General features: G+C 42.9%; 30 protein-coding genes, 1 tRNA gene and 1 pseudogene. 11 read left to right on the top strand and 21 right to left on the bottom strand.

Features of this window, described 5'->3' with window-relative positions; all coding sequences use genetic code 11:
• Nucleotides 1–26 precede the first annotated feature (26 nt).
• The 4 genes from MMAH_RS04090 (at nucleotide 27) to MMAH_RS04075 (ending at nucleotide 4568) form a co-directional block, all read left to right on the top strand.
• Nucleotides 27–2471, top strand: a complete 2445-nt coding sequence (locus MMAH_RS04090; RefSeq protein ID WP_013037275.1) for a DUF3656 domain-containing U32 family peptidase — start codon at nucleotides 27–29, stop codon at nucleotides 2469–2471.
• A 75-nt stretch (nucleotides 2472–2546) separates the two neighbouring features.
• A complete protein-coding gene (locus MMAH_RS04085; protein WP_013037274.1) occupies nucleotides 2547–3590 on the top strand; it encodes a permease in 1044 nt (347 codons plus the stop codon).
• 11 nt (nucleotides 3591–3601) lie between these two features.
• On the top strand, nucleotides 3602–4312 hold the full coding sequence (locus tag MMAH_RS04080; protein ID WP_013037273.1) for a metallophosphoesterase family protein: 711 nt from the start codon (nucleotides 3602–3604) through the stop codon (nucleotides 4310–4312).
• 25 nt (nucleotides 4313–4337) lie between these two features.
• The gene (locus MMAH_RS04075) at nucleotides 4338–4568 is read left to right on the top strand and encodes a thioredoxin family protein (RefSeq protein WP_013037272.1); all 231 of its coding nucleotides are present in this window, start codon (nucleotides 4338–4340) and stop codon (nucleotides 4566–4568) included.
• A 46-nt stretch (nucleotides 4569–4614) separates the two neighbouring features.
• Here MMAH_RS04075 and MMAH_RS04070 read toward each other — a convergent pair whose 3' ends face one another.
• Nucleotides 4615–5151 (bottom strand): LbetaH domain-containing protein, encoded by a 537-nt coding sequence (locus MMAH_RS04070; protein WP_013037271.1) that lies wholly within the window; start codon nucleotides 5149–5151, stop codon nucleotides 4615–4617.
• Between the two features lie 111 nt (nucleotides 5152–5262).
• Between MMAH_RS04070 and larB the strand changes: the two genes are divergently transcribed.
• Together larB and larC are read left to right on the top strand one after the other, a co-directional pair.
• Nucleotides 5263–6078, top strand: a complete 816-nt coding sequence (gene larB / locus MMAH_RS04065; RefSeq protein WP_013037270.1) for a nickel pincer cofactor biosynthesis protein LarB — start codon at nucleotides 5263–5265, stop codon at nucleotides 6076–6078.
• Nucleotides 6075–7259, top strand: a complete 1185-nt coding sequence (larC, locus tag MMAH_RS04060; protein WP_013037269.1) for a nickel pincer cofactor biosynthesis protein LarC — start codon at nucleotides 6075–6077, stop codon at nucleotides 7257–7259. Before larB ends, larC begins: the two co-directional genes overlap by 4 nt.
• Nucleotides 7260–7296: 37 nt before the next feature.
• On the opposite strand, the gene MMAH_RS10465 is transcribed toward larC, so the two are convergent.
• The 20 genes from MMAH_RS10465 to MMAH_RS03975 all read right to left on the bottom strand — a co-directional run bounded on the left by MMAH_RS10465 (nucleotide 7297) and on the right by MMAH_RS03975 (nucleotide 19456).
• Nucleotides 7297–7437, bottom strand: a complete 141-nt coding sequence (locus tag MMAH_RS10465; protein WP_013037268.1) for a hypothetical protein — start codon at nucleotides 7435–7437, stop codon at nucleotides 7297–7299.
• A 91-nt stretch (nucleotides 7438–7528) separates the two neighbouring features.
• Entirely contained in the window at nucleotides 7529–7771 is a 243-nt protein-coding gene (locus tag MMAH_RS04055; RefSeq protein ID WP_013037267.1) for a KEOPS complex subunit Pcc1, read from the bottom strand.
• Nucleotides 7772–7773: 2 nt separating this feature from the next.
• Nucleotides 7774–8226: an rRNA maturation protein gene (locus MMAH_RS04050; RefSeq protein WP_013037266.1), complete on the bottom strand. Its 453-nt coding sequence runs from the start codon at nucleotides 8224–8226 to the stop codon at nucleotides 7774–7776.
• A 4-nt stretch (nucleotides 8227–8230) separates the two neighbouring features.
• Nucleotides 8231–8368, bottom strand: a complete 138-nt coding sequence (locus tag MMAH_RS10310; RefSeq protein ID WP_013037265.1) for a DNA-directed RNA polymerase subunit P — start codon at nucleotides 8366–8368, stop codon at nucleotides 8231–8233.
• 5 nt (nucleotides 8369–8373) lie between these two features.
• Nucleotides 8374–8661, bottom strand: coding sequence for a 50S ribosomal protein L37ae (locus MMAH_RS04045; protein WP_013037264.1), 288 nt, complete (start codon nucleotides 8659–8661; stop codon nucleotides 8374–8376).
• 43 nt (nucleotides 8662–8704) lie between these two features.
• Nucleotides 8705–9499, bottom strand: coding sequence for an exosome complex protein Rrp42 (rrp42, locus tag MMAH_RS04040; RefSeq protein ID WP_048902255.1), 795 nt, complete (start codon nucleotides 9497–9499; stop codon nucleotides 8705–8707).
• Nucleotides 9477–10370, bottom strand: coding sequence for an exosome complex exonuclease Rrp41 (rrp41, locus tag MMAH_RS04035; RefSeq protein WP_013037262.1), 894 nt, complete (start codon nucleotides 10368–10370; stop codon nucleotides 9477–9479). Before rrp41 ends, rrp42 begins: the two co-directional genes overlap by 23 nt.
• Nucleotides 10371–10419: 49 nt before the next feature.
• Nucleotides 10420–11187, bottom strand: coding sequence for an exosome complex RNA-binding protein Rrp4 (gene rrp4, locus MMAH_RS04030; protein ID WP_013037261.1), 768 nt, complete (start codon nucleotides 11185–11187; stop codon nucleotides 10420–10422).
• A 12-nt stretch (nucleotides 11188–11199) separates the two neighbouring features.
• Entirely contained in the window at nucleotides 11200–11892 is a 693-nt protein-coding gene (locus MMAH_RS04025; RefSeq protein ID WP_013037260.1) for a ribosome assembly factor SBDS, read from the bottom strand.
• Between the two features lie 20 nt (nucleotides 11893–11912).
• Nucleotides 11913–12683: an archaeal proteasome endopeptidase complex subunit alpha gene (gene psmA / locus MMAH_RS04020; protein ID WP_013037259.1), complete on the bottom strand. Its 771-nt coding sequence runs from the start codon at nucleotides 12681–12683 to the stop codon at nucleotides 11913–11915.
• Between the two features lie 71 nt (nucleotides 12684–12754).
• Complete coding sequence (locus MMAH_RS04015) at nucleotides 12755–13123, bottom strand: Rpp14/Pop5 family protein (protein WP_013037258.1); 369 nt, start codon at nucleotides 13121–13123, stop codon at nucleotides 12755–12757.
• Nucleotides 13123–13836 carry a ribonuclease P protein component 3 gene (gene rnp3, locus MMAH_RS04010; RefSeq protein WP_013037257.1) on the bottom strand — a complete coding sequence of 238 codons (714 nt, stop codon included), beginning with the start codon at nucleotides 13834–13836 and terminating at the stop codon, nucleotides 13123–13125. Before rnp3 ends, MMAH_RS04015 begins: the two co-directional genes overlap by 1 nt.
• Entirely contained in the window at nucleotides 13823–14260 is a 438-nt protein-coding gene (locus MMAH_RS04005; RefSeq protein ID WP_172632572.1) for an RNA-binding protein, read from the bottom strand. Before MMAH_RS04005 ends, rnp3 begins: the two co-directional genes overlap by 14 nt.
• A gap of 14 nt (nucleotides 14261–14274) precedes the next feature.
• The gene (locus tag MMAH_RS04000) at nucleotides 14275–14865 is read right to left on the bottom strand and encodes a 50S ribosomal protein L15e (protein WP_013037255.1); all 591 of its coding nucleotides are present in this window, start codon (nucleotides 14863–14865) and stop codon (nucleotides 14275–14277) included.
• Between the two features lie 138 nt (nucleotides 14866–15003).
• Nucleotides 15004–15203: transfer RNA gene (locus MMAH_RS10460), tRNA-Trp, on the bottom strand.
• Nucleotides 15204–15305: 102 nt separating this feature from the next.
• Nucleotides 15306–16361 carry a nicotinate mononucleotide-dependent phosphoribosyltransferase CobT gene (gene cobT, locus MMAH_RS03995; RefSeq protein WP_013037254.1) on the bottom strand — a complete coding sequence of 352 codons (1056 nt, stop codon included), beginning with the start codon at nucleotides 16359–16361 and terminating at the stop codon, nucleotides 15306–15308.
• A gap of 27 nt (nucleotides 16362–16388) precedes the next feature.
• Entirely contained in the window at nucleotides 16389–17825 is a 1437-nt protein-coding gene (proS, locus tag MMAH_RS03990) for a proline--tRNA ligase (protein WP_013037253.1), read from the bottom strand.
• A gap of 49 nt (nucleotides 17826–17874) precedes the next feature.
• Nucleotides 17875–18525 carry a ZPR1 zinc finger domain-containing protein gene (locus MMAH_RS03985; protein ID WP_013037252.1) on the bottom strand — a complete coding sequence of 217 codons (651 nt, stop codon included), beginning with the start codon at nucleotides 18523–18525 and terminating at the stop codon, nucleotides 17875–17877.
• Nucleotides 18522–18899, bottom strand: a complete 378-nt coding sequence (locus tag MMAH_RS03980; protein ID WP_013037251.1) for a cell division protein SepF — start codon at nucleotides 18897–18899, stop codon at nucleotides 18522–18524. Before MMAH_RS03980 ends, MMAH_RS03985 begins: the two co-directional genes overlap by 4 nt.
• Before the next feature lie 77 nt (nucleotides 18900–18976).
• Nucleotides 18977–19456, bottom strand: coding sequence for a DUF1947 domain-containing protein (locus tag MMAH_RS03975; protein WP_048902108.1), 480 nt, complete (start codon nucleotides 19454–19456; stop codon nucleotides 18977–18979).
• Nucleotides 19457–19666: 210 nt separating this feature from the next.
• Here MMAH_RS03975 and MMAH_RS03970 point away from each other — a divergent pair.
• The 5 genes and pseudogenes from MMAH_RS03970 to MMAH_RS03950 all read left to right on the top strand — a co-directional run bounded on the left by MMAH_RS03970 (nucleotide 19667) and on the right by MMAH_RS03950 (nucleotide 26991).
• A pseudogene (locus tag MMAH_RS03970) lies at nucleotides 19667–21111 on the top strand (phytoene desaturase family protein).
• A 150-nt stretch (nucleotides 21112–21261) separates the two neighbouring features.
• Nucleotides 21262–24432 carry an isoleucine--tRNA ligase gene (gene ileS / locus MMAH_RS03965; protein ID WP_013037249.1) on the top strand — a complete coding sequence of 1057 codons (3171 nt, stop codon included), beginning with the start codon at nucleotides 21262–21264 and terminating at the stop codon, nucleotides 24430–24432.
• Between the two features lie 9 nt (nucleotides 24433–24441).
• Entirely contained in the window at nucleotides 24442–25068 is a 627-nt protein-coding gene (locus MMAH_RS03960) for a 6-hydroxymethylpterin diphosphokinase MptE-like protein (protein WP_013037248.1), read from the top strand.
• Between the two features lie 58 nt (nucleotides 25069–25126).
• Nucleotides 25127–26218 carry a DUF373 family protein gene (locus MMAH_RS03955; protein ID WP_013037247.1) on the top strand — a complete coding sequence of 364 codons (1092 nt, stop codon included), beginning with the start codon at nucleotides 25127–25129 and terminating at the stop codon, nucleotides 26216–26218.
• 2 nt (nucleotides 26219–26220) lie between these two features.
• Entirely contained in the window at nucleotides 26221–26991 is a 771-nt protein-coding gene (locus MMAH_RS03950) for an MTAP family purine nucleoside phosphorylase (protein WP_013037246.1), read from the top strand.
• Nucleotides 26992–26993: the final 2 nt, after the last annotated feature.

Below are 26993 nucleotides of genomic sequence, written 5' to 3'. Positions count from 1 at the left end.
CAAACTGCAACGGAAAATGAAAAACTATGGCCAAACATCCTGAAAAAATTACTCCCCCGGAAATACTGTCGCCTGTCGGAAATTATGATTCACTGCTGGGCGCTATCGGGGGAGGAACTGATGCTGTTTATCTGGGGGTTGGTGAATTCAATGCCCGCCAGGGGGCATCCAATTTTACACCCGAAGAGATGGAAAATGCAATAGATCTTGCCCATCTGCATGGAATCTCAGTATATTTAGCATTCAATGTGCCGTTGAAAGAAACGGAACTACAGGATGCGATCGATGTCATAGACCGCGCCTACGCAACGGGAATTGACGCAGTTATCATGAGGGATTTCGGATTTATAGACCTGGTCAAAAAGAATTATCCTGACCTACCCATACATGGGAGCACCCAGCTAAACACCAATAACACTGAAACTGTCAAATTTCTGGAAAAACTTGGTCTCTCAAGAATAATTGTAGCAAGGGAACTTGACACTGCAGAATTGAAACACATCATTGACAGCACCGATATGGAAATAGAAATCTTTGCCCATGGTGCTCTTTGTTATTCTTACTCCGGGCAGTGTCTCTTTAGCAGCTTTGCTGCCAACCGGAGCGCAAACCGTGGTGCATGTGCCCAGCCTTGCCGATGGGAATTCGAGCTGTATATCAATGGCAAGAACATGAACCATCATATTGGCGGTGTATCCCCAATAAGTTGTGCTGAACTCTGTACCCTGCCGGGATTGGAAGAACTCATCAACACAGGTATCAAAAGTCTCAAGATAGAAGGGCGTATGAAAAGAGCTGAGTATGTGACCGCCAGTTCTGAAATATACAGAGAAACTGCAGAGCTAATCTGCCAGGATAAAAGACCCGATCCCAGCTGGTTGCAGGAAAGGGAGAATGACCTGGCAAAGCTATTTTACAGAGGTTTTACCCGTGGTTTTGTACTGGGGGACAGGAACGTGACCCATCCCGAATACAGCTCCAGTTATGGGGCATTTCTGGGTAAGACACGCCGGGTAAAGAGAAGTAAAAACGCTGCATCCATTAAAGTGAAATTAAACCAGACACTTGAAGTCAATGATGGGATAAGCATCCATACAAGACAAAGGATGCTTGGGTCAAAGGTTGAAAGGCTCACAGTTGACGGCGGGGAAGTTGAGGTAGCAGAAAAGGGGAGTATCCCCTACATACATATCAGTCCCAAAACGGTAAAATCTGTAAAAACCGGGGACGATGTATACCTGAATACAGACGTTTCCCTTCTGGAAGAAATGAGTGAAAGGGATGTTAAAAAGGTACCTGTGAATTTCCAGATACGTGCAAATATCGGCAGACAACTTGAAATTACTGCTTCTGCAGCAGATATAGAAGTGCTTTATGTGTCTGATTATCTCGTACAGAGGCCAAAAAAAGCCCCTACTTCTGTAGAACAGATTACCGACATAATAAAAAGACTGGGAGATACCCCCTATATAGCAGATGAAATTGAGTTGAAAGGTGAAGAAGATATCTTTGTACCCCTCGGGGAACTCACCCGGGCCCGTCGCAGTGTTGTGGAGAAACTTCAGGAGAAACAACTGGAAAGTTTCCACAGGCAGCCTATAAACCCAAAAATACCAGCAGTCAAACACAAAACCGCAAATAGAATTCCAGGTAAATTACTCCTGTCTGTAGAAGTGGCAGACATCGAGGGAGCAAAAGCAGCTGCTGATAGCGGAGCGGACATCATATATATCCCCGGAAATATTTTCGGCACAGTCGAGGACAACAGGGAACTCGTTCTAAAAATAAAAAAGAAAAATATTGAAATAGTATTCACATTGCCTGCTATTATTCATGAAAAAGAACTCGAAGAATGGACAGATATCCTTGAAAAAATAAAGTCAAGAGGATATACTGTCGGATGTGGTGAGCCGGGAACACTCCATTTGGCACACCAGATGGAAATTAATTGTGTTGCACTGAAAAACTTCACTGTTTTCAATTCCCTTACGGCAAATGTGTTGCAGGAAAATGGTGCATCCCGTGTAATCCTTTCCCCTGAACTTACACTTGAAGAAACGAAGAATGTTGTGCAGACGTCAGGCAATGGTGTCCAGTTTGAGGCGATAGCCTATGGCAGGCAACAACTACTTGTTACCGAGCATGACCTGCTCAAACCAATTGTGGATAAAGGATTCTATGATGAAAATAGCAATGCTTTCCTGCAGCACAAAAAGATAGACAGGTATCCGGTTAAAAGATGGAGAAACAGAACTGTGATCTATGATTCCCATGTCATCAACATGTTGAATAATATAGATGATATGAAGAATACCGGTATCAATGTTCTTCGTCTGGAGTTTCCACAAGAAAGCAATCAGAAAGTAGCAAGTGTGGTCTCTGAATTCAGGAAAATTCTGGATGGAAAAAGTAAAAAAAATATCCCGCACTCAAAGGTATACTCCAAAGGGCTTTATTACTCAGGCATATGATGTGTTTCAACAAAAGTTGAAATGAATAGTTTTATATACCATTGTTTCAAATAATATTGAAATAGAGGTTACACAATGCCTGATCAATCGTTAATTTATAATCTTGCTATTGTAGGACTGGAATCTGTCCAGGAGTATCTGGCCCTACATGTACTGTTATGCCTGGTGCCGGCCTTTTTCCTGGCCGGAGCTATAGCATCCCTCTTTTCCAAAGAATCAGTACTGAAATTCTTTGGCAGTGAGACCTCAAAATACATTTCCTACCCAATCGCTGCAGTTTCAGGTTGCCTGCTTGCGGTATGCAGCTGTACGGTGCTACCGCTTTTTGCAGGAATCTATCGCAGGGGTGCAGGAATAGGGCCTGCAACTACCTTCCTGTTCGCGGCACCAGCAATAAATATCCTGGCAATTGTCTACACAGCAAAAATCCTGGGATATGACCTGGGAGTGGCAAGAGCTGTAATTGCAATCCTTCTGTCAATTGCTATTGGACTTACAATGGCAGCCGTATTCGAGCGCCACAGGGAGAAAAAGGAAGGATTTAAAAATATTGGTGGAGAAAAACATGCTCACAGCGCATATCTTTTCCTCCTACTTCTGGCAATCCTGGTTGTTCCGGAGATACTTACGGAATGGATTCCGCTGCTAGCCGTGGAAACTGTGCTTGTTTTGATAACAGTGTTCCTATCATTCAACTGGTTCAGTAAAGATGAATTGAAAGACTGGATGTCAGAAACATGGTTCCTGATAAAGCAAATAACACCTCTGCTTTTGCTTGGTGTTTTCTTTGCAGGTATTATGGTGGAACTGTTGCCGGCAGATTATGTGGCTGCAGTGGTTGGAGGAGCATCTTTCGGTGCAAGTTTCATAGCATCGGTTGCCGCAGCACTGATGTATTTCTCCACCCTGACAGAAGTGCCTATTATCAGCGCCCTTACAGAACTTGGGATGGGAAGAGGTCCGGCCCTGGCAATGTTGCTTGCAGGCCCTGCACTGAGTCTTCCGAATATGATCGTAATCAGCAGGATAATGGGAGTGAAAAAAACTTCCCTGTACATAGCTTTGGTAGTAACAGTTGCATCAATCGCCGGCCTTATATTCGGCCTTTATTTTGTATAAAGAGGTAAAATATGAAACTGCTTGTGATTTCGGATATACATGGGAATATGAAAGCTCTGGAAGCTGCAATGGAAATTCCTCATGACGGGGTTATCTGTCTGGGTGATCTGGTGGACTATGGCCCATCACCCAAAGAAGTAATCGATTTCATGATGGAAAACAATATACCCGTAATAAAGGGAAACCACGATAATGCAGTTGCAACAGGGATTGATTGTGGCTGCAGTTATGAGATCAAGCATCTTTCAATTGCCACGAGGGATTACACAAAAGAACAGCTGGATGATACCCAGCTGGATTTTTTGAAAAAGCTTCCTTTAAAAATTGAAAAGGAATACAAAGGAGGCAGGGTTTTATTTACACATGGAAGTCCCAGATCCTTTTATGAGTATATAAAACCACAAACACCTGATGCAGAAGTACAGGAAATGCTGGAAGGAGTTGAAGCGGATCTGCTGGTAGTCGGCCACTCTCACATTCCAATGGAAAGGAATGCCGGAAATATTACCATTGTAAATCCCGGATCAGTAGGACAACCACGCGATGGCATTCCACAAGCCTCATGTGCTGTACTTGATACCGATTCACTGGAGTTTAAAGTATACAGGTTGGAATACGATATGGATAGTGTTACAGACAAAATAAGAGAAAAGATGCCCCACTGTGATGAGCTTATAGCAATACTGCAAAATGCAGGCGTAAACAAAAAAATAACTAACTAATAAGAAAGTGACAGGAGAAAATCAAATGAAAATAGAAATTCTTGGAACCGGATGTGCAAAGTGCAAAAAGACCTTTGAAGTAGTCGAAAAGGCAGTAAAGGAAGCAGGAATCGAAGCCGAAATCACAAAAGTTGAAGATATAAACAGTGTTATGGATTACGGTGTAATGGTAACACCCGCAGTCGTTGTAGACGGTGATGTAAAGATTGCGGGCAAGATTCCTTCGATTGATGATGTAAAGGAATGGATACTTTAAAGTCTAAATTATTTAATGGAAGGGAATTAACCTTCCATATTTTTGCTCAGTCAGTGTCCATCTTACGATAACCTTCAACAAGCTCCAGGTTCACACTGGAAACTCTGTGTTTAAAATCCATAAGGTCCTGACCAACAGATGGCAATCCTGTGACATCTCTTTCACTCAGTACAGTGTGGCCTACAGGCACACTTTTGGATGCGGGTAGATGGACACCCTGTACTGTAGCATTATGAAGTACCACTACATCATCTTCGAGGACACTGTCAAATACTACCGCACCAAAACCTATGAAACATCTTTTACCCAACTGGCACGGTCCATGCACGATACACCCATGAGCCAGCGAAGTACCTTCAGAGATAACTACTTTCGACCCTTCAACCCCGTGAAGAACCACATTGTCCTGTATATTGCATCCTTTTCCGATAACAATCGATGCACCCGGTTCATCTGCCCGTATTACAGCATTTGGTGCTACAAGGACCTCTGCCTCAATCTTTACATTTCCCATTACAACGGCACTGTCAGCAATCCAGGCACTATCATCGATTTTTGGTTTGTCTCCCGCTGGGTTTTCCATGATTATTTATCTCCTGTTGTTTCTATAAGGGATAATTAGAACTATAATAGATAGCCACATATATGAATCATATTGCAACACACAATTCATTACAGGATAGAGAGGTCAGCAATGAATCTCAAAGATCTTCTTCAAAAATACAAAAACGATGAAATCGGAATTGATGATACCCAGGCCTGTATCCAATCCCTGGGTTATGTTCCGGTATGTGATGTCGCCAACATCGATACCTTCAGGAAACACAGGACAGGTATCATGGAAGCAGTACTTGCAGAAGGAAAAATGCCGGAAGATATTCTGGAAATTGCAAAAGCCCAGATTGAGGCAACGGGTCGTGTCCTTATAACCCGCCTTAACAAAGATCAAGCCTCATGTCTGGAAAATGAATTTGGCAGTGAAAGGATAGATTGGGGAATCCACCACAGGACTGCAGTTGTGCATGATGGGACATCCATTGGAAAGACCGGAGGTGTTGTGGCTATAATTTCAGCCGGTACTGCTGATATCAATGTTGCAGAAGAGGCACGGATGACGGCAGCGGAGATGGGATGTGAGACTGTGAAGATATATGATGTGGGAGTTGCCGGTCTTCACAGGTTGCTTAACGAAGTAAAGAACCTGGAATCAGACAGACCGGATGCTGTAGTGGTTGCAGCCGGAAGAGAGGGCACATTACCAACCGTGGTATCGAGCCTTTTTGATGTACCTGTAATAGGCCTGCCTGTATCCACCGGATATGGAATAGGGGCAAAGGGTGAAGCTGCCCTCTATTCAATGCTACAGTCATGCTCGGTTCTGTCTGTTGTTAACATCGATGCAGGTTTTGTTGCCGGAGCATTCGCAGGCAGGATCGCAAATACAGTTGCTGCTGCACGAGAACAGACTAATTCAACTGTTACTGAGAATCAAAAGAGCCAGTTATCATGAAAATTCTATTATTCGATCCGTTCTCCGGTGCTGCCGGTGATATGATTATGGGTTCATTGATTTCACTCGGGGCCGATGGAAGCAAAATAAAAGAGATTCTTGAATCAATACTTGATATCTCGATGTTTTTTGGAAAAAAAGTCAAACTGGGGATTGAAGCTGTTGATGTCAAATTCAATGCACCTGGTTTTGAAAATGCCAGAAGTTACCGGGAAATCGAAAAATTCATAAGGGGATGCGGGATTGCTTCAGATATAGAAAACGATGCTATCAGTGTTTTCGGTATCCTTGCAGATGCTGAATCAAAGATTCATGGAAAACCAATTGAAGAATTACATTTTCATGAAGTGGGACAAACCGATGCTCTTGCAGATGTCATCGGCTCATGCATTGCAATGCATCAGCTGGGCATAAGAGAAGTTCTTTGCCTACCTATAAATGCAGGAACAGGGACAGTGAACACATCTCACGGGATTATGCCGATACCTGCCCCTGCAACCCTTGAAATATTAAAAGCGTCTGGACTGGAATTTTATGGCAAAGGAAACACGGAACTCCTAACACCCACAGGAGCTGCCCTTTTGGCCCATTTTGCAAAAACCACCCTGACTATTCCTGCCGGCAAAGTCCGGGATACTGGATACGGAGCAGGAGATATCGACAATGATTGGCCCAATGTGCTGCGCACCTTTATGATAGAAACAGACAAAGCACTATCCAGGGATGAAGTGGAAGTACTTGAAACAAATGTCGACGATGTAACAGGAGAAGTACTGGGAAATCTTTTCGATCGCTTACTGGAAAATGGTGCTAAAGACGTATCCATAATACCTGCAACAATGAAAAAGGGAAGAGCAGGACACATCATCAAGGTTATAACCCATTCACACCATGGCGAAGAACTTGCCAGGATAATCATGGAAGAGACCGGAAGCCTTGGTATCCGGACTATCCCTACAAAGCACCGATATATAGCAGACCGTAAAATGGGGACAGTCGAACTTGAAATTAACGATACTCCCTATCAAATTGCAATCAAGATAGCCCATACACCAGACAGTGGCATATTGCACATCTCAGCAGAATATGATGATTGTAAAGAGGTTTCAACAATTACCGGAATACCGGTAAGGGAAATTATAAGAAAAGCCCAAACAAAGGCCTGGGGTAAATATAAATGAATTTTAACTTTCTTTAAAGTGAATGCGCCAATGTAAATTAAAGTTCGTCTTCTTCATTTGATAGGCGACTTCCCTCATAATAATCCTGCTGCTTTGCTATTTTATTGAATTTTTTGCAGGCACGAACCCATAAACAAAGAGGTCTCTCACTGTTTTTCTTACATGTTTTAAGAGCCATAATTTCCCTCCAGATTTAACTTGAACAAGAATGGATTTAAAGTTTTTCATCGAATATAGATATTCAAAGTACGTATAAAACAGGATGGGAATTAATTTGAGGATGTAAGAGAGATCATTTCGGATGCTACTTTGACCAACCTATACCATGTATTCAATGTGGACCTCATTGATATCAGGTCATCTGATGTAACTCTCATTATCAACTGATAGTCTTTGACATCCATTTCTATTGATGAACGATCGGTAACCAATCTATCCAGTTCTGGTTTTACAGACAGGTACAATTTAAGGGCATCCGGAGTTTCAATGATTGTTTCTGAATATGAATCCATACTTAATCATCCATTGTCTTGAACCCTTTTATCTTTAGATTGAATAGATTATTGTCATTACAATAAAAACTCATCAGGTCATCAGCTACCTGAATTGAACACCTGGAATTATTACCACTCTCAGGTAATAAATCACCGAGCAATCCTGCCAGTTTACCCCTGCCTATAATGGATGGTATGCTGTTCTTTAAAGAAGATTTTTGAGGTTTGTCATGGAATACAACATTCATCCATATGGATAATTGTTGTTGTCCTTCACTATCAAAAAAAGTCAGGCTGGCAGGATTACCATGATATTGCCCTACAATAAGCAGGATTTCAGTATCCATATCATACAGTATGTCCTGTAAACCACTTTTACCCCTTGTGACATACTTGCAGTTAAAAAAAGATGCAAGATACTTACAAAGGGTACGGGTTGGAGGTGAAGGAGAGCGTGATGAGGAAATTAACATCCTCTCACTCTGCTTTCAACGTCTTTATAGTGGTAGGCCTTCCTTTTACAAGAATACGATTACCACAATAAGGACAGCGTATTCCAGTGTACTGGTAGTCAATTTCAACCGCTCTTTTACACCGGGTACATTTATAATCCATATCTATTACTCAACCTGTTCGACTGCTTTCTTAACGGTTCTGGATATCGTTTTGCCCACAGAAGTGGATGGGGTGTATGTACCACCTGCAAAGGTGTGGCCACATTTCCTGCATTCCCATATACCTGTACCGACCCTTTTTACAGTAGGCCTGTCACATTTTACACAGGTATGTGGCATATGTGTCCGTTCTTCGATATCTCCAACAAGTTTACGATCCTTACGACCGTATCTGGTACCGTATCTTCCTGCTGAACGGGAAACCCTTCCCTTTTTTGAATACTTTTTTGCCATGATAATTGTCTCCTTGGATGGTATGATCTGAAAACCCTTTTACTCATATTTCCAATAAATACTTTTCTCGTATAATCTCGCCTTTTTCCTTTGCGATCTTACTTGCCTTAACAACCTGTGCCGGTGACAAACTACCTGAGCCACTTTTTTGCATTGAACAAATCGAACCGTCCTGATTAGAGGAAATGGTAATTCTTGTTTCACATACCGATTCTTCACCATACGTGGGGTCTAACACCATTTCGTCACCAATCTTGACCAGCGATACACCCACAGGCATTTCACGCACAGGCATGGGATAATCTTCACCTTTTCCTTCTCTTTCAGAAGGTACTGTTGTGGTCATAAGGGCAGCGATTGCACCCAGGGATGCAGCATCAAGTATATTTCCGGAATTGTTCAGAACATGAACATCAATGAAAACCATCCATACCTCTTCGCCTTCCGTAATACAGAGCTTGTTTATATCTATTGCGCCAGATTCCCTTATTCCTCTATCCACAATCCTGCCCATCTCGATAGCTTTTTCTCTGGGAGGACCTGCTTCAAAATCAGGTGAAGCAATCGGATTAAGTTCCATACTTGTTATGATAACTCCTTCTGCAGGACTGTCGGGGAAAGGAGTACCAACCTGCATTTTGACACCCACCATTACCTGGGTATCCCCATACTGTACCATTGCAGAACCTTCTGCTTTATCGATGATGCCTGTTTCAAGAGCAATATCCCTTAGCTCATTGAATTGGCGACCGTCTTCACGTTCACCCTTGAGCATAAGGTTGTAAATATAATCTCTTTTCAGTCTGGAAATAACCTCACTGCCGCTCATCTTCTTCACCCTCATCCTCTTTGGTTACTTCATTTTCATCCAGGTTTTCGGCTTCAGATTCTTCATTGTCGAATGAGCCATCCCTTTCTCCTTCCTCTTCTTCGCCTTCTTCAGATTCAGGGACTTCTTCTGGACTGTCCTCTTCAGCTTCTTCTCCCTCTTCATCCTCATTCCCATATCTGGAAATAAGGGCTTCACGCTGAATTTCAATAATTTGCTGGCAGCCTTTTTTAACCATTTCCAGGCCCTCTTCGAGTTCTTCAGGAGTAAGATGCCCATCCATCTGGAGAAGGGTTATTTCCCCGTCCTGGGTCATTGCGACAGGAAGATCGGCCTGACCATAATTATCTTCTGGTTTGTTGAGATCAAGGACAAGCTGTCCATCAACTTTCCCGACTGCACAGGCTGAAACAAGCCCTTTCATGGGTATGCCAGCATCTGCAAGAGCAAGTGTTGCTGCATTAATAGCAGCAGTCCTGGTCCCTGCATCGGCCTGTAAAACTTCTGCGAATACATCTATTACAGCGCCGGGGTAATATTGTGTCATCACAACAGGTTCAAAAGCTTCTCCACTGACCTTGGATATCTCGGTACTCCTTCTGCTTGGGCCCGGTCTTATCCTGTCTTCCACAGAAAAAGAAGCCATATTATATTTGTAGCGCACAAGTACTTCGTTGGGTTTCTGCATCCTTCTCGGGTGCAGTTCACGGGGGCCATAAACTGCTGCAAGCACCTTATTATTTCCCCATTCAAGGTAACATGAGCCATCGGCTCTTGAAAGCACACCCATCTCTACTTTCATGGGGCGGATCTCATCAACACGCCTTCCATCAAGGCGGAGACCCTCATCATCAATAAAACGTTCCGGTTTATCACTCATTACAAGTTCTCCAAAATCCTGCTCAGTATATTAAATATTAAGGGGCCGCTCAATTTTCATCTTCATCACTAAGCAGCACATCTACTTTTCGGCAAGCGTCTTCTGTGTAGTCCTTCTTACTACTGGTAAATGGTACAGGTTTTTCCTTTTCCTCAATTTCATCGGATTCTTCATAACGCAAAAAAGCACTAATATGGTTGGTTAATCCTGATATGTGGGATTTATTTTCGATTATCTCTATGGCCTGTGTCAGCCTGTTCATATCTTCATCTTTACCCTTTAACCATATCCTTCCGTTTTGTCCTATGAAGATGTCACAATTGGATTCCTTTTTGAGCATTGAAACCATTGATCCATTATGACCGATGATACGTGGGACCTTCGTAGTGGATACATCTATAATCCTGCCTTCATCCAGACGGCGAAGACCTCGATCCTTCATTGAAAGTTCCACTTTCATGGAAGTATTAACATCTTTTATACGCAAAATCGCACAATCCCAGATATCTATTTCCTTTCGCATCATTGAACTATCCACTCTTTTGGGATATTCAGATACATGAAGAAGTCCGTCATAGGGGGAGCCGATGTCAAATATCCAGTTTGATGAAGTTACTTCTATTACATAACCTATCACATAATCTTTCGGGGACGGTATGTACTTACCTGAAAAAGGAACAACTGTTACACGATTCTTATCATTGGCTACCCCGTAGAACAGTGAATATACTTTGCCGTCCTGCACATATGTACCTATTCCAGATTGCTTTTCATTTTCGGAAAGCATCTGACCGGGATAAACGATTTTGCGTTTCATCCTGAAATCTCCTTATAAGAGCTCAGTCTCAGCATCGCCTTTTGTGAGCCTGTTAATAAGACCATAAAAATCATTCTGCAACCCTGCGGGCATCCTGACTACAGCTGTCCAGGAACCATCATTTTCCCATTTATCTTTTACAAGAGTTCCAAAATTTGCTATTTCACCGTAAGATTTAGCTGCATATGAAGGAGGAATCTGTACCTTAATATCAACCTCTTCAAACTTGATAGGAATTATTGGACGAATCGCTTTCATCACAATCTTTACCTGTTCATCAACACTTTTGAGAGGATCAATGTGTACTTTTGCTTCTTCCATTGCAGTTCTTATACGGCCGGGTGGATGAGGTGCACGTGTTTGCGGATTAATCGCATTACGGGCAATAATGCTTACAACCTGCTTGGTCTTTTCTTCAAGGAAATGCTTCCTCTGTTCCTGGGTAAGTTGGAGTTCACCATGCATTATGATGTTGCCTGCAACTTCATACACATCATCCGTACCAAAACTGTTAATGATATCGGATTCTGCTGCATGGTCTCCTTTCTTTGCATCCGAGAAAATATCTTCAACAGCAAGAATTGTTTCCAGCTTTACATCTTCTCCTTGCCTGTAATCAAAAGCACCATCAGGGTCAACCAACACTTCAAAGTGGTTATTTCCCTTCTTAAGACGTGCAATCAAAGCTTCATCAAGAGATACCATAATTTTTCACACCTGTGGATTTACTTTTCTGCTTCTTCATCTTCTGCGTCTTCGGTTTCATCTTTGTGGTTTTCAAGAATCCGCTCCACATAGGATTCAACCTGCTGACTGGAATATTTGGTGAACATCTTATCTTCCACTTTCACCACACCGACTTCCAGAGTGGATGCATCCAATTTCATGTCTGAAGCGTTGTAAAGGGCTTCCATACCAAGCATTATTGCTTCATCCAGATTCATATCTTCCTTATATTGTTCTTCGAAAACTTCCATGAAAGCATTCCTACCAGCACCAATGGCTGTTGCCTTGTATTCAAGCATTGCCCCACTGGGATCTGTTTCGAAGAGTTTTGGAATGGAGCCATCAACACCTGCTATCAGAAGAGCTGTTCCATAAGGACGTACACCACCATACTGAGTGTAGGTCTGCTTGTGATCACAAATCTTCTTTGAAAGCACATCAACGCTTATAGGCTCATCATAGGAGACAACATTAACCTGTGCTTCTACTCTGGCACGGTCTACAAGAGCACGTGCATCAGCCACAAGTCCCGAAGTAGCTACTCCAATGTGTTCATCAATCTGGAATATCTTTTCAATGGATTCAGCTTCAATCAAATGACTGGTAATTCTTTTGTCCACCAGGAGGACTACACCGTCACGGGCTTTGATTCCAGCAGCTGTGGTTCCTCTCTTTACTGCCTCACGGGCATATTCTACCTGAAATATTCTGCCATCAGGACTGAAAACCGTGATCGCTCTATCATAACCCATTTGTGGTGCCATCTGCATTTCGTATCTATCTCCTATTAATTCTTATGCACGTGGTATCGATAACAACGTATAATATAGTTTCTATCCATTTATATGTGTTTGTTATTAGGGACGCTATATGAATCCCTTTTTTCAATGTACTTTTCGGTTGCCGACCGCACAGTACCCGCAATTCCAAGTACATTTACAATTATAGGATAGCCACCTACTCTTGTAATTGTAGCAAGTATAGCTCGGGTCAGGTCTTCTGAACCTCGCTTGCAGCGAAGTATACCCATATTATCATTAAAATCCAGTAACCGGATTCCGACCTGACTTGAACCAAAATCTCCTATTAATGCAGCAGAATTGGAAAAAACCTCATTGAGAAAATCATCCCGTGAAACCCGGACCTCGCAAATTAGTTCCAGTGCAAGGTATCTTTTCGGGTCCCGAAGAGTGGGAGGCAGGACTTTCATTAACAAAACTCCTGACTATTGTATTGAATAATGCGCACACCTTGAGGGATTGAGGAATTTCTCCGGTTGCGTTTAATAATTCCTTCCGGAATCGTACTCAGAGCTGCATTTGCTTCATCTTCTTCCATACCAAACAACCCGGCAAGCGCAATCATTTCCCTGGGAGCCCGCATGTCATAGCAAGACATAGCATTGCTCGTCAGTATTGTAGGAACATTGTATTTTCTTGCAAGTTGTAAATTTTTCCTGAAATGTCCCAGAGCATGCACCCTTCTTCCACCTCTCTGTTTGATTATGGCATCAAGGTTGAATGCGATCGCCACTTCATTATTATGGGCTGCTTTTGCAAGGACATGATTAAAACCATTATCTTTGCCGGTGGGAAGATTAGTCAGGACATCTACATTGGGATTTTCTACTGCACTGCGATTTATGGATTCGCTGCCCCCATGAACCACAAGAACATCTACTTTCTTACGAAACTTCCCAACAAAACCATGAATTTTTGAAGAATTACGGACTTCTATCTCCACACCCCGAACCAGTTCTATATCTTCATGCGAACCTTCAGATGCTGGTTCTTTGCCAATATGATTGGTCAGGGCTACTCCTGAATATCCAAGATGGTTGGCAATTGAAAGCATCTGGTTTACAGAACTTGAACCATCCGGAAGCACATGGATATTCAAATCGTAGTAATCAGACCCGCTCAAAAAAATCCTCCAGCATTTCAAGGGCTTTATTTCTGTCTTTAGGATAAGTGGCTATTTTTATTTTGACAGCAATCGCATCAGAAGATGATTCCGTAACCAGTTTTCCTGAATATGCTTCTTGCTTGCTAAATCGTAGATGCAGCATCAGCTGATCATCAAGACGCTCATCAAGTTGGCGAACAAGTTCCTCTCTTTGTGACTTAGATAATTCCGAAACCAGACGATCCATAAAAGCGGAAGTTTCAGCCTTGCGCTTTAAATCCAAACTATACAGGACCATCGGGTTACCGTAATGTCCATCCACAACCAGAGTATTTATCTGGTTGTCGATATCCGAGGAGTTACGGATAATATCCGGTAAAAGAAATTTCAGGGACGAGACTACTCTGTCCCTGTCTTCGGTTGCATGCGCAGTTACGCGCAATGTTATATAGTGAATCACTTGCCCTGGTTATTGTTGGACCGGACACTCGGCCTGGTTTTCTCCGTACCGGTTCCTTTACTGCGCATACCACGGCTCTTTCTGCCTGCGCTTGTTTTCCCACGGAAGGTACGTCCCCGGCTGGAACTGTCACACACCCAGTTAAGATCCTTGTCTTTAACAATGGCGGGATGGAATGGATCCACAAGAATTGCTTCGAACCATTTATTCTTTCCATCTTCTCCTACCCAGTAAGAATTGAGTACTTCCATGTTAGGATGACGGCGTGAAGCCCTTTCCTCGGCAATTCTCTGGAGACTCTTTTCTCCCGTGATCTTGTTTTTACCCATATGCTGGGTCCTTCTTCCACGCATATAACGGGAATTACGTCTGCTTCCACGGTGTACCTTTACACGCACAACTGTGACCCCCTGTTTTGCCTTATAACCAAGGGAACGTGCACGGTCTACACGGGTAGGCCTTTTTACACGGGTTACTGAGCCTTCACGTCTCCATTCCTGAAGCCTTTCCCACCTGAGATCCTTGACATAAGAATCATCAGGCCTTTTCCATGCGTCTCTTATATAACTGTAAAATGATTTTGACATGATTTCACCTTGTTTCATTCATTGACGGTTCAGCCATAAAGGCCACACTCCAACGGGATTCTTCCCGTAGATGAAACACGCCGCTAATACGACGGCAATATGATTTAAAGGTTTGTGTTACAACAGAAAAGAAAAACGTGGGGCTGGTGAGATTCGAACTCACGATCGACGGGTCTCTCCGAACAACTGCACTTAGCAGCTTTGATTGTTCTTATGAACACATATCAGTGCTCCAACGGTTCCTCACTGGCAAACCCCGTCGGGCAAGCCTCAGTAGACCCGTTGTTCATCATTTATCCGCTGGAGCCCGTCGCCATTCCTGGCTAGGCCACAGCCCCGCAAAACACGTTGCATGAACGTGTAAGCATCCATCCAATACACCTCATATATAATATATTTACCGGTGCAGAGGCTGATAACACAGCAAATATGTAGTGAATTTACTCGTAATCTTCCAGCAGATCTGCCAGCTCAATGCAGATATTCTCCACCTGTGCCGTCATTTCCTGACGGGAGTGGCCCAACAAACGTCCCATATAAAACGCCCCGCCTGCGCCGACTCCTTCTTTCACATAACCCTTTTCGTACTGCTGCAGACCTACAAGTTTTGATTTGCCAAATCCTAGGTCTTCAGCAAACATTTCTGCTCCAATCTGTTTTGCCAGGTCACGGAAATTTGCAGTTTCATCGTTTGCCACATAGCTCGTAGTAACAATGGAAAGATTACCTGTATCCATTCCCATATGTTTTATAATGCTGAATACGGCAGCCATCTGTGTTCCGCCTGCAAGAATTACACGTGTGTCACTACCTATACCGGAAACAAGTCCGGCAACTGCAGGCATCATGGGATCACCCACACAACGTACAGCTTCAAGTGGGTCATGCCTGAGTTTTCCGTGAGTGACATCTGATGATTCAAGAGCTTGCTTTACAACCCGTGCTTTCAGTCCTATAGGATTCACTGAAGCACTGCTGCTCACTTTTCCATCATACCCAAGAGCATTAAGAACCGCCTGAGCAGTTGTTGTTCCACCGGGAATACTCTCCCCAATAACTATGAAATCTGACTTTGCCTTCAGATTTTTACCCGCTTCTTCTGCACGTTTGAAAACAGTGCGCGGATCATCTACTGCAATTTTATTGCGTATATCCGCCCCTGCAGGCACTCCAAGGTCTATCATCGGAACCTTGGGGGTGAGCTTCATACCCGCACGCACAAATACATGAGGAACTCCCGTAGTAACCAGAACGGCACGTGTAGTGAGCCCGGGCGTAGGAGTGTTAAAGGGAGGAGTCATAGGCAGCACGGGAACACTTATGATATTTCCCGTCTCCAGCACTTCAGCATCTCCAGCAGGCGTATAATCTGTCAGTTTGGCACTCTTTCCTGCGGCTGAAAGACCCTCTATATATGCAGTTTCGGTATTGGAAAGCACACATACGAAAAGAGGATTTTCGGGTACATCTTTATGTGCAGATAGGAATGAATCCATGATAACCACTGTTTTATTTTATTAAGTTCAATAGGTTCTTGCAATATAAATGGAATTGGCTGCCTCTTCACCACACAGAGGGCATTTTTTACCCTTACAGTCAGGTTGTTCATCCGGTATTCCGAGTATTCCGGCTCCAATGACATCTTCCATCTCTTTACCACAAGCTTCTTTTCCACACCAGTATGTCTGAACAATTCCCAGAGCCAGTTTATCTTTGATCTGCTCCAGACCCTCGCAAAGGAAAATATGTTCCCGCAACCGGGCATCAGCATTTGAATACAGATTTTGATGTATATCTGCGAAGGTGTCCTTTATGGTTGAAGATATATCTTCAAGTGGAATTTGTTCTTTTTCACCGGTATCCCTTCTTGCCATCATTGCTGCCTGGTTTTTCAGGTCACGGGGGCCAATTTCCAGCCTGATAGGTACACCCTGCATCTCCCACTTGTAGTATTTAGCACCCGGGCGCTTATCGCTATCATCAATCTTGACCTTAATACCGGCATCCTTGAGATCTTCTGCGACCATTTCACAGGCTGAAAGAACTTCTTCGGGCTTTTTGAATATGATAGGAATAATAACAACCTGGACGGGGGCGACCTCAGGTGGAAGTACAAGTCCCTTGTCATCACCATGAGTGGAAATTAGTGCTGCAAGACAGCGTTCGGAAACTCCATAACAGGCCTGGTGAGCATATACCTGCTCCCCTTCAGAATCTTCATAGGTTATTTCAAAAGTCTTTGCAAAATTGTCGCCCAAATGATGGGCAGTACCCACCTGAAGCGTTCTGCCATCAGGCATCAGTGAATCAACAGCAATCGTATAATCTGCACCCGGGAACTTATCCCATTCAGGTCTTTTGGAAGACAGGACCGGGATTGCAAGCCGCCGATAGAATTCTTTGTATATCCTCATCGCCTCATCAATCTGGGAGGCTGCGTCCTCCCATGTAGCATGAACCGTATGCGCTTCCTTGAAAGAAGTTATCTCCCTGAGGCGGATAAGGGGACGTGTATGCTTTGTCTCATAGCGGAATGTATTGACAATCTGATACAGGCGTAAGGGAAGGTCTGCATGAGAGCGCACCCAGAGCTTATACATAGGATATATAGCTGTTTCACTTGTGGGCCGCAATGCAAGATTTACTTCCAGAGGAGATGTACCCCCATGAGTCACCCAGTAAACCTCTTCCTCAAATCCCTTTATGTGCTGTGCCTCTTTCATAAACTCGTGTTCGGGGATAAGCAGAGGAAACATTGTTTCTTCATGGTCCCTATCCAGAAGTTCCCGCATAATAGAATATGTTTTTTTTCTAATAGTAAAACCGAAGGGATGCCAGACATAGAGACCCTTTACAGGGTAACGTACATCCATTATCTTTGCAATTTGGAGTAATTCATTATACCATTCACTGAAATTGTCTTTTGATGGCAGTGATGCTTCTTTTTCCTGTTCGCCCATAAAGTCACCAGAAATTGTTTTTAAAATCCTGCGAAGATAAATTGACCCATTATTTATAGTCGTTTCCAAGAGGTTGGATATTTTCAGAAGAGTCAACCTTAAGATCAGCGGAATCAGCATTCAGGATCACCATCCCTGTCTTAAGTGCTGATGCCTCCTCCGGAGTAAGATTGCTGCAGGATGCCCTCTCAGATATAATAGTACTGTTGCCCAGTGGATCTTCCATTATGACGGTAAGATTGGCCTTGCTGGAAAGTGTATCATTTAACCTTTCCAGAATTTTTTTCCCGGCAGCCTCTTTTTCCGGGTCATCTTCGGACCATTTAATTGCAGTTTCTACTACATCCCTGACCCTGAAGAGCAATCCTTCAACATTTGTCACATATGAATCAGAAACATTTCCAGGTTCTACAACAATACCAAGTTCAGGAATTCTTATAGTTCCCGATATTGATCGGATAACCCTGCAGTTAAGGTCTTCTTCCTTTTCTATTTTCAATTCACAACGTATCGGCTCTTTCTGAGCCAAGATCATAGTATCTGTAAAACGAAAACCACACTCACACCGACTCGTTACGTACATAACTTCGCCAAAAAAAGGTATATCATCGCTCTGCCAGTGTATAATCATTTCATTGTGGCAAAGGGGACATGTGGTTTGGGTATCAAAACCCTCTTTCTTTTCGTTTTCAGGGTTCAATATCTCCCACCAATTACCTTGGACCTGTCTATTTTTACGCCAGTTGGTGTTACCAATACCTGATCTTCTTTAATCCCCGCGATATCACCGTGGACATCAATTATAACTTCCTTGAGATCTTTCAAAGCACGGTCCAACATAAGTTTATCAGCCTTAATGTTGGAAATATCAATCATGAGGATATTACCATCATATATTTCCTTTTTAAGGGACGGTAATTCATTAAGATTGGTAAGTTCAGCAACCCTTACATAAGTTTCAGCAGGTTCCTCATCCATTACCTCTTCATATTTACCAAGATCAAGTTCAGTGTACTCCTCTGCAGAAGACGTAGCTTTAGTTCCACTTCCGAACAATTTGTCCATGAATGCCATAGTCCGCACCTTTTATTTTGAATTTAAGATCGATAATGTTCTTATAACGTTCATTATATTTTAAAGATATCTTTGCCTTAAAGTTCCAGATTCCAGAATTCATCTCCCACATAATGCAGGGATTCTACTGCTTTACCTGAGTCTGCAACCATCTGGGTCCCGGGGACAAGAGCTTTTCCGATAGCCAGTGGTTTATTATGAGCTTCCTCTTTAATAACGACAATATCCCCTTCCTTTATAACAGGGTCTGCCGAAACAATACCCGGACTCATAATATCCGCGCCATTAATTACAAATTTAACGGCACCCTGGTCCACAACTACCACATATTCATTTATACCATATTCAAGCACGCCTCTAACTGTAGGGTGCCAGTCTTCCTCATACTTGAAGAACAATATTTTACCCTCTACGATGAGGACTTCCATGTCATCTGCCCGGGCACTTTCTATTTTACTATCTTCAAGATGGCTGATCTTACCAAACTTTTCTTCCATCCCTTCAAAAAGTTTCTTCCTATCGGATTTCCTCAATTGTACCCTTGATTTAACCTTCAAAATATCACCCGGACGGATAATCTGATTGTATTAGAATAAAGCTGTCATAAGGATTTAAACCTTTATGCCTAATCCAATTTGTTCACTTTGCCTAAATTATTTAAACCCATTGTCGTATTTAGTAAAAATACATCTGTCAATCTTGGTTATATATTACATATATAAATCTACAGAATAATCTGAATATTCGGGTCTTTTAAGGAGAATATTATGAATAAATATGATGTCATTGTAATTGGTGCAGGAGCAACAGGCCTGCTTGCCGCACTGACACTTTCAAAACACGGAAAGAAAGTACTGGTACTGGAACAGAATAGCCAGGTTGGAGGGAACTGTAACAGTTATGATGTTGATGGATTCCAGGTTGATACCGGCCCCCATGCAATAACTCATCTGGAAGTAGGACCTTTGAAAAGATTGATGGAAAATTACTTTGATTATCTTCCTGTTTTCGAGGATTACGGAAATTATTTTGTCAGAACTGAACGCAATTTTCTAAAAGTACCTTCTAATCTCAAAGAATTTGCTGTATTTGATGCACTGCCCCGCAAAGACAGATTACTTATTGCACAGACCCTTACCAAAGAATTGACACTTTCTACCTTCGGGCCGACCTTTCAAAAAAATCTGTATATGATGCACTACCAAAGACACTTTCCACCGATTCATATAACTTTGTTGATGCAATCTCCCATTTCCTTTCAGGCAAATCAATGAAGGAAACCTCAGTGCACAGGATATTAACAGGGAGCAGTTTTGTCAGGGACAGTATTACACAGGCACAATTTACCAGTATTGTATCAAAACCCGACAAACCACCGGTTGATTCTATCCTCCAATCCATAATCCCTGCAAATTACCATAATCAACTACAACTTCGGTTTAACAGTGTATCAAGCCAGTTTTCATCCCTGGGAAGGCTTGCAACAAACAAGGCAAACTATTCCCAGGGATATCCAAGAAAAGGTCTCAAAGCACTGCTCAATGCAATCCTGTATTCTATACCCGATACAGTTGATATAAAGACTGAGAGTGAGGCTAAAAAGATACTTGTTGAAAATGGTCAGGTAACAGGAGTGGAAAGCGATGAGATATATCTTGCAGACATTGTTATACACACCGGTTTTGTAAAGAAATTACCCGAATTAGTGCAAGATCTACCCCGCAAGTATACAGAGGATTTGGGCGGAATTGTTAATAGTAAGAGCCTGACTGTATGGCTGGGTCTTGATGAGATCAGGAATGAATTCAACTACAGAGGTTCTGAGATCTGGTTTAAGGATAATGCCTATTGGGCAATGCCAATTAGTAACTATGATCCAACCCTTGCCCCACCAGGGAAACAACTTGTAGGTTTTGCTTTTGCAATAGATGACTCTTCCCCTGAAAAAAAGGAAATTAAAAAAGCCCATGAGACCATATACACAGCTGTTCCAGAGGTACAGGATCATGTGGAAATGCAACATGACCAGATAACCATTCCTGAAAAAGCTGCGGTTACCATAAATGGCCATTTTGCAGGGATAAGAACGCCCGTAAAAAATCTTTATGTGGCAGGTACTGATACCGATAGCCGCAGTATGGGAGTCACACGTGCAGCATATTCCATAATTGAAATGCTGAGGATATTAAATGAAGATTCAAACTTGCACTGATGCAAGTATATTATTTTTCTTAAAAGTTGATTCCAGCACCCATTTTGGTATTCAGTATAAAGACCCACGAACTATTTAAAGCTAAATTATTTAAACCCATTGTAGTATTAGGATAATCAGAATATCAGCTGTTCATGGAGATTACTTATTATGATCAAGGAAGTCACCGATCAATATAATGCACAAAAACTTGAGGAAAAGGTCCACAATTTCTGGGAGGATAACCAGGCCTACATTAAAGTAAGAGAACATCGCCGTGGAGAAAAGCGATTTTTCTTTGTGGACGGCCCGCCATATACTACCGGACATATACATCTGGGTACTGCCTGGAACAAAATTATCAAAGACTCCATACTTCGTTACAAATCCATGAATGGGCATGATATTGTAGATCGGGCCGGGTGGGACATGCACGGCCTTCCCATAGAAGTAAAGGTTGAAGGTGTTCTGGGTTTTGAATCAAAAAAAGATATTGAAAGTTATGGTGTCGAAAATTTCGTTGACAAATGCAAGGAATTTGCCCTGAAACAAAAGGACGCCATGACAGACCAGTTCCGCACCCTTGGCACGTGGCTGGACTGGGAAGATCCTTACATGACCCTAAAGGATGAATACATAGAAGCTGCCTGGTGGACCCTCAAACAGGCTTACGAAAAGGATCTGCTTGAAGTGGGTAAACGGGTAGTGAACTGGTGTCCCCGTTGTGAAACAGCAATTGCGGATTCAGAAGTTGAGTATGAAGATCGTACCGACCCTTCCATTTTCATCAAATTCGCATTAAAAGATGAAAATGATACCTATATTGTCATATGGACTACCACACCCTGGACCATCCCTGCAAATATGGCTGTGGCTGTAAATCCTGATTTTGAATATGCAAAAGTAAGGGCTGTGAAAGAGGATAAAGAAGAAATACTCATAATGGCCTCCGATCTTGTTGAAAGTGTACTTAAAAAGGGACGGTACACAGATTATGAAATCCTTGAAACAATGACAGGTGAAGATGTTGCCGGCATGGAATACGAGCATCCACTTGTGCAAAACATACCAGACCAATCAAATTTCGATCATCGAGTCTATCTTGCTGATTTTGTAACTGCTGAGAATACCGGCTGTGTCCACATAGCACCAGGCCACGGTGTGGACGACTTTGAGGTGGGAAAGGCAAATAATATTCCTGCTTTCTGTCCGGTGGGTTCAAACGGCCACTACACCCTTGAAGCCGGCAAGTATGAAGGTATGAATATCCGGGATGCAAACAAAGTTGTTATAGAAGATCTTGATGCAAAAGGCCTTTTGCTTTTTGAAGAATCCATCTCACATCGTTATGGCCATTGTTGGAGATGCAAGACGCCTATCATCTATCTTGCCACCAAGCAGTGGTTTATCAAGATCGGTGATCTGAAGGAAGATATGCTTGCAGAAATCAAAAAGGTTGAATGGCATCCTGATTGGGCCGGTTCTGCAAGATTCAGAGACTGGATCGAAGGGGCAAGGGACTGGTGCATATCCAGGCAACGCTACTGGGGAATACCCCTGCCTGTATGGAGATGCGAGGAATGTGAATCCCTCAAGGTCGTGGGAACCCGCAAGGAACTGCAGGAAATTGCCGATGTCGATCCAAACACCGAACTCCACAGGCCCTATGTAGACGATATCAAATTAACATGTGATTGTGGTGGCCGTATGTCAAGGATAGAGGATGTTTTTGATGTATGGTTTGATTCCGCCGTGGCATCCTGGGCCACACTGAACTACCCTCACCGGCAAGACCAGTTTAAAGAATGGTGGCCTGCAGATTTCATAACAGAAGGACATGACCAGACCAGAGGGTGGTTCTATTCCCAGCTCGGAGCCAGCATGGTGGCCTTTGGACAGGCTCCTTACAAGAGTGTGCTGATGCACGGATTTACACTGGATAGCACAGGTAAGAAAATGTCCAAGAGTCTGGGTAATGTGGTACAGCCTCATGAAGTCATCGAAAAATACGGCGCTGATTCCCTGCGTTGCTATGTGCTTTCTTCAAGTGCTCCCTGGGAAGACCTTAAATTTAATCAGGATGAACTCGCAACAATCCACCGGACAATAAATATTCTCTGGAATGTCTATCGTTTCCCTCTTCCCTATATGGCCCTGGATGAATTTGATCCACAGGAAGTTTCTTTTGAAGCAGTTGAGCCATACCTGCGCAAAGAAGACCGCTGGATATTGTCCAGGATGCAATCCGTAATAGAAGAAGTGGACAGGTCAATGGAGCAGTACCTGCTGCATCGTGCTATCAGGACCATCAATGAATTTGTATTGGAAGATCTTTCCCGGTGGTACATCCAGCTCATTCGACCTCGTACCTGGAATGAGGCGGATGATCCTGACAAACTGGCAGTGTACAGGGTACTTTATGATGTATTTGTAACTCTCTGCAAAGTAATTGCTCCGTTCATGCCCCACCTGGCAGAGGAAATGTATGGAAATATTGTGAAAAACGTTGATCACGATGCAGCTTTGACTGTTCACATGTGTAACTGGCCAACAGTGGAGGAATCCCTCAAGGATACCGACCTTGAAGAAAAAATGACGGCTGTGCGTGCCATGGTTGAAGCCGCATCCAATGCACGCCAGAAAGTCAAAAGAAAACTACGCTGGCCTGTCAGCCGCATAGTCATTGAACCTGAAAGCAGACAGGTCTACGATGCTATAATCGACCTGCGTTTTGTCCTTATGGACCAGACTAACGCCAGGGATATCGATCTTGTGGAAGTTAATCACAGCTGGGATGAACTTGGAGTAGAAGCATCTCCAAATCACAGCGCTATAGGACCGGTCTTTAAACAGGATGCAGGCAAGGTTATTCAGTACATCCAGAAAGCCGATGCAACTGATTTGAAAAAAGGACTTGCAAACGGGGAACTGGAGATTTCCCTCGACGGTGAATCTGCAACCTTAACCCCGGAAATGGTCAAATTTGAAGACAGAGTGCCTTCAATGGTTGCTGTGGCAGATTTCAGCGGAGGGAGAATCTATGTAGATGCAACACTGACCAGAGATATCGAATCCGAAGGTTTTGCCCGTGAAGTGATCCGCAGGATACAGGACATGCGAAAGGAACTCGACCTGGAAGTGGATGAGAACATCCTTGCACATATCCGTATCGATGATGAAAGAATTGTCGATCTGGTGCTGGACAGAGAAAACTACATCGCAAAAGAAGTCAGATCACAGGTCCAGGTAATTGGCTTTGATGTGGACGCTACAGGCACTCTGGTAAAAGACTGGAATGTAGAAGGCATAGATGTACATATTGGAATATCCCCTGCTAACTGAGGAATTTGTATGGAGTATGACAAATGGGAACCGATATACAAAAAAATAGTAGAAGATTTCGGTTTTTCCGAAGATGCTGATGCAGATGCTGCACAGCTTCTCTCAAATCTTCTCATCGGACCCGTGAAAGCGAACCTAAAAAGTCTTACTGATGTTATCAAGGGCAAAGATACACTGATCTGCGGTAATGCCCCCACACTAAAAAAAGATCTCGAGCAGGTAGACCCTTCAAACCATGTGATCATTGCTGCCGATGGAGCAACATCAGTCCTGCTGGAGCAAGGCCTTATTCCGGATGTGGTTGTAACTGATCTTGACGGAGATGTTGAAAAAGAGATCGAGGCAAACAAGAAGGGAGCCATAATGGTTGTGCATTCCCATGGGGACAATACAGGCAAAATTCTTTCTTTTGTACCTCTTTTGACCAATATTATCGGTACATCCCAGACAAAACCACCACACGGTCTATTCAACTTTGGAGGCTTTACCGATGGTGATAGATGTGTTTTCATGGCTCATCAGCTGGGGGCAACTTCCATGACTCTGGTAGGTTTTGATTTTGATGACGAAAATGTCGATGAAATCAAAAAGAAAAAACTTAACTGGGCACGCCGGCTGATTGAAGGATTTGCATGAAAGAGCCGCTCCAGATAACCTATATATAACTTCGTATTAATTTATATCTAGAACTTCAATGCAAACTCTGGTAATCTGTATAGACCGGGACAACGACCTTGGGGACAAAGCAGGGGTCCAAACACCAATTATAGGCAGAGAGGCTCACGTAGATGCTGCTGTCAGGCTTGCGTCTGCAGATCCGGAAGATTCAGATATCAATACACTATTTGGCGGAATCCGCGTTTATGACGAGCTGAAAGAAAAAGGAACCGAGGTTGAACTGGTCTCTTTTGCAGGTGACCGGAATGTAGGTGTTATTTCCGACCAGCGCATATCACGCCAGCTTGATGATATACTTTCCCGCTATGGCCCCAAAGAGGCTATTTTTGTTTCCGATGGAGCTGAAGATGAAACCCTTTTACCTATCGTTCAATCAAGAATAAAAATCGATTCTGTAAAAAGGATAGTCGTTAAACAAAGTGCAAATCTTGAAAGTACATATTACATTCTAAAACATGCATTCAATGACCCCAAGATTTCCCAGACATTTTTTGTACCTCTGGGACTTGCAGCTCTTATCTATGCCATATTCCTCCTAGCCCGGTATCCAGAAGGAGCAATTATCGGGATATCCGCTGCTATTGGCATTTATATGTTATACAGAGGATTCAATCTGGACGAATCATTTGTTATTGCCAAGGAAAAGATGAAACAAGCCTTTTATGCGGGCCAGATGACCTTTGTCACCTATATGGCCGCAGGATTGTTGACAATAATCGCAACCATAATGGGAGCTATTGAATTATGGGGCTACTATACAACAGGAGGTGGCTGGTATTATGGCCTGATTACTCTTGTAACCGTTTTCATAAATAAATCCGTATGGTGGTATGTTTCAGCCTTCCTTTTTGCGATTGCAGGAAAGATAATTGATCTAAAAATGGAAAAACATTTTTGCTGGAGAAAACTATCTCCTGCCCTATTTGTGATTGCGACAGGTTTTCTCCTATGGGGCTCCAGTGAATACATATTATCAATAAGTTCCCTGCCTTCCGAATCCACAGCAGGTAGTTTCAGCTTACAATATTTCATTTACTCGGTAGTGTTTTCCATAATTTCAGCCCTTGCGGGTGTAAAATTATCCATTACAGGTAATCGAGAGAAATGAAAATGGACAGGGAAATTTCTTTTGCCATAATTGGAGGCGTAGGTTTGCTCAAAAATAATGGTTATGAAAAAATGACCATTTCAAGTACCTACGGGGATGTGGAATGTTTTATTGGTAAAACCAGTGGTATTAACTTTGCCTTCATACCCAGACATTCGATATCAGGCCCGCATATTCCTCCCCACATGATCAACTATCATGCCATAATATGTGCAGTAAAAAAACTTGGCGTCAAACACGTAATCGCCACAAATTCTGTAGGTTCCATGAAAGGCCACCCTACTGGCTCATTTTTTATCCCTGATGATTTCATTGATTTTACAAAAGGGCGCGAATCCACATATTATCATGACCAGACCGTACATGTGGACATGAGCCAACCATACTGCCCACAACTCAGACAATCCCTCATGAGTGCTTTGCAGGAAAAGAAAGAAGAATTCTTTGAAGGAACATACATATGTACCGAAGGGCCACGTTTTGAGACTAAAGCAGAGATAAAAATGATGGCTTCATTTGGAGATGTTGTAGGTATGACCGGCCTGCCGGAAGTGATACTTGCCCGTGAAATGAAAATCTGTTATGCCTCAATATGTACCGTTACCAACCCTGCATGTGGCATGAGTAATGAAAGATTGACCGCAGATGAAGTGGTTAGCGTACTTAAAAAACGGGAAAAGGTACTGTTTGATCTTATTGTCAACGCATTCCTTTGTATGGATGAGAAAAAGACATGTATATGCAGGCTGGCAAAAGACCAGGCATGTCTTTGAAA

The organism is Methanohalophilus mahii DSM 5219 (assembly GCF_000025865.1).
GTDB lineage: Archaea > Halobacteriota > Methanosarcinia > Methanosarcinales > Methanosarcinaceae > Methanohalophilus > Methanohalophilus mahii.
This window is presented reverse-complemented; position numbering and strand designations above follow the sequence as displayed.

Bases quoted from the DNA above. Each gene is read 5' to 3' on its own strand.
- MMAH_RS04090 (WP_013037275.1), top strand. From the start codon at position 27: ATGGCCAAACATCCTGAAAAAATTACTCCCCCGGAAATACTGTCGCCT.
- MMAH_RS04085 (WP_013037274.1), top strand. From the start codon at position 2,547: ATGCCTGATCAATCGTTAATTTATAATCTTGCTATTGTAGGACTGGAA.
- MMAH_RS04080 (WP_013037273.1), top strand. From the start codon at position 3,602: ATGAAACTGCTTGTGATTTCGGATATACATGGGAATATGAAAGCTCTG.
- MMAH_RS04075 (WP_013037272.1), top strand. From the start codon at position 4,338: ATGAAAATAGAAATTCTTGGAACCGGATGTGCAAAGTGCAAAAAGACC.
- MMAH_RS04070 (WP_013037271.1), bottom strand. From the start codon at position 5,151: ATGGAAAACCCAGCGGGAGACAAACCAAAAATCGATGATAGTGCCTGG.
- larB (WP_013037270.1), top strand. From the start codon at position 5,263: ATGAATCTCAAAGATCTTCTTCAAAAATACAAAAACGATGAAATCGGA.
- larC (WP_013037269.1), top strand. From the start codon at position 6,075: ATGAAAATTCTATTATTCGATCCGTTCTCCGGTGCTGCCGGTGATATG.
- MMAH_RS10465 (WP_013037268.1), bottom strand. From the start codon at position 7,437: ATGGCTCTTAAAACATGTAAGAAAAACAGTGAGAGACCTCTTTGTTTA.
- MMAH_RS04055 (WP_013037267.1), bottom strand. From the start codon at position 7,771: ATGGATTCATATTCAGAAACAATCATTGAAACTCCGGATGCCCTTAAA.
- MMAH_RS04050 (WP_013037266.1), bottom strand. From the start codon at position 8,226: ATGTTAATTTCCTCATCACGCTCTCCTTCACCTCCAACCCGTACCCTT.
- MMAH_RS10310 (WP_013037265.1), bottom strand. From the start codon at position 8,368: ATGGATTATAAATGTACCCGGTGTAAAAGAGCGGTTGAAATTGACTAC.
- MMAH_RS04045 (WP_013037264.1), bottom strand. From the start codon at position 8,661: ATGGCAAAAAAGTATTCAAAAAAGGGAAGGGTTTCCCGTTCAGCAGGA.
- rrp41 (WP_013037262.1), bottom strand. From the start codon at position 10,370: ATGAGTGATAAACCGGAACGTTTTATTGATGATGAGGGTCTCCGCCTT.
- rrp4 (WP_013037261.1), bottom strand. From the start codon at position 11,187: ATGAAACGCAAAATCGTTTATCCCGGTCAGATGCTTTCCGAAAATGAA.
- MMAH_RS04025 (WP_013037260.1), bottom strand. From the start codon at position 11,892: ATGGTATCTCTTGATGAAGCTTTGATTGCACGTCTTAAGAAGGGAAAT.
- psmA (WP_013037259.1), bottom strand. From the start codon at position 12,683: ATGCAGATGGCACCACAAATGGGTTATGATAGAGCGATCACGGTTTTC.
- MMAH_RS04015 (WP_013037258.1), bottom strand. From the start codon at position 13,123: ATGAAAGTCCTGCCTCCCACTCTTCGGGACCCGAAAAGATACCTTGCA.
- MMAH_RS04000 (WP_013037255.1), bottom strand. From the start codon at position 14,865: ATGTCAAAATCATTTTACAGTTATATAAGAGACGCATGGAAAAGGCCT.
- cobT (WP_013037254.1), bottom strand. From the start codon at position 16,361: ATGGATTCATTCCTATCTGCACATAAAGATGTACCCGAAAATCCTCTT.
- proS (WP_013037253.1), bottom strand. From the start codon at position 17,825: ATGGGCGAACAGGAAAAAGAAGCATCACTGCCATCAAAAGACAATTTC.
- MMAH_RS03980 (WP_013037251.1), bottom strand. From the start codon at position 18,899: ATGGCATTCATGGACAAATTGTTCGGAAGTGGAACTAAAGCTACGTCT.
- ileS (WP_013037249.1), top strand. From the start codon at position 21,262: ATGATCAAGGAAGTCACCGATCAATATAATGCACAAAAACTTGAGGAA.
- MMAH_RS03960 (WP_013037248.1), top strand. From the start codon at position 24,442: ATGGAGTATGACAAATGGGAACCGATATACAAAAAAATAGTAGAAGAT.
- MMAH_RS03955 (WP_013037247.1), top strand. From the start codon at position 25,127: ATGCAAACTCTGGTAATCTGTATAGACCGGGACAACGACCTTGGGGAC.
- MMAH_RS03950 (WP_013037246.1), top strand. From the start codon at position 26,221: ATGGACAGGGAAATTTCTTTTGCCATAATTGGAGGCGTAGGTTTGCTC.